Below are 1,601 nucleotides of genomic sequence, written 5' to 3'. Positions count from 1 at the left end.
GGCAAAAAATCCACTTTCTGGTACCTATATCGGGCGGCTTTGCTTGCAAGGCGTGCTTACACAAGAGCAATATGACGCCGCGCAACAGTACTTACAGATAAGAAATAATTACCTTTGTGCAAAGGGCTTGCCTAATGCAATTTATGACGAAATGCCGTCATCATCTGATGATAAGGCAAGAGACAAATGGGTAGAATTTGCAACAGAGCAGTTTATAAACATGCAAGAGGCACTAAAAGAAGCCCAATGCCTCTATAGACAATATAACCTTTATGCAGCGCTACAGTGCCTCGTTATAGAAGATCAAATGCTACCACACCTTGTGAATTCATTGCGTATCGTTCTTAATGTTATTAGGAAGTATTTTCATTAGAAGCTTTTTTTTCATCTTTTTCATCAGGTTTATCATTATCTGAATATGCAATCATAATGAAATAGCCAATCAATATTATTACTGATACTATTGCCGTTACTATTGCCGTCGTTTTGCTCCAACAAAGACCCGCAAAAAATATAGGTATTACACAATACATTTTAATTAGAAATCCAGGATAGCCTTTAATATCTTTCGTTGGAGGATTGAATGTGAATGGGATCGCAATAATAGAACATATTATTGCTGTAATAAACAATACGGATGATATATCCAACATATCACGATTATCAGAGAAATACCATATAATAAACCATAAGATAAGCAGTGGTAAAAATAGTGCAGTGCTGTATGAAATTGCTTCTTCCCATGTGTTTCCGTTTGATTTAATGTTACAAATCGCAATTAATGCCATAAACGCTATTATTAAACACAAGCTATATATAAATCCTAAGAACTTTGCTCCTATTATTAATAGAAAAATAAGGACTCCAATCATAGCGGCACCTATACCGTAACCAACTATAGCACATAAAGCTTCCAGTATAATTCCAGTAAATGGAAGTAATAGTAGAATACATAAGATAATTAATACGATTGTCATGTTTATTGCTCTTTAATTGGTTTTATTGGAATTATCATTAACTGATTCCCTTTGAAATTATCAATATGTGTTATTTTAGTGTTGACAAAGTGTAGCAAATCGTATTTAATGACAGCACTGTACTTGGTCGTATTGTATCTAAACGAGGGACAGTGCAGTTTGGGATCCCCGCAAATGCGGGGTTTTTTATTATCTGGAGGGCGTATTTTATGACATCAGAGAATACACAGCAGGCTCCACAACCCATTAAAAAGCGTATACCACCAAAGGCAGGTCAAGGGCGTGTCAAAGGCGTTCCGAATAAGATGACGCGCATTTTAAAAGAAGCAGTGGTTAAGGCTGCTGAGAATGCTGGGAATAAAATTGGCAAGGATGGTTTGATTTCTTATTTGGAAAAACAGGCTATGGAATGCCCCGCTGCTTATTTAGCATTGCTTGGTAAGGTGTTGCCTTTACAGGTAACAGGTGAAGATGGGGGAGCCATTAAGGTGATAACGCGTGTAGAAATCGCGCCTTTGGTCAATGACAACACGACAGATTAGTATTGTACCAAAACTTATCCCTATTTTTGATGGGGATGCTTTGGTACGAGCGGCGTGGGGTGGACGAGGGTCTGGAAAGACA

General features: G+C 37.6%; 3 protein-coding genes and 1 pseudogene. 3 read left to right on the top strand and 1 reads right to left on the bottom strand.

Going from position 1 to position 1,601, the window contains the following annotated elements:
* The coding region (locus ACFIMC_RS05085; RefSeq protein WP_375680788.1) for a hypothetical protein at window positions 1-373 on the top strand (373 nt) is incomplete at its 5' end.
* On the opposite strand, the gene ACFIMC_RS05080 is transcribed toward ACFIMC_RS05085, so the two are convergent.
* Window positions 354-977 (bottom strand): hypothetical protein, encoded by a 624-nt coding sequence (locus tag ACFIMC_RS05080; protein WP_375635150.1) that lies wholly within the window; start codon window positions 975-977, stop codon window positions 354-356. The two genes, ACFIMC_RS05085 and ACFIMC_RS05080, sit on opposite strands and share 20 nt — an antisense overlap.
* Before the next feature lie 209 nt (window positions 978-1,186).
* Between ACFIMC_RS05080 and ACFIMC_RS05075 the strand changes: the two genes are divergently transcribed.
* Window positions 1,187-1,519 (top strand): hypothetical protein, encoded by a 333-nt coding sequence (locus ACFIMC_RS05075; protein ID WP_273791598.1) that lies wholly within the window; start codon window positions 1,187-1,189, stop codon window positions 1,517-1,519.
* A pseudogene (locus ACFIMC_RS05070) lies at window positions 1,500-1,601 on the top strand (terminase); the annotation flags it as partial. The gene ACFIMC_RS05075 and the pseudogene ACFIMC_RS05070, both read left to right, overlap by 20 nt.

The organism is Bartonella sp. AP21QHHD, from assembly GCF_042196205.1.
Classification (GTDB): domain Bacteria; phylum Pseudomonadota; class Alphaproteobacteria; order Rhizobiales; family Rhizobiaceae; genus Bartonella.
Note: the sequence above shows the minus strand (reverse complement) of the source record. Positions and strands in the feature narration are given on the sequence as shown.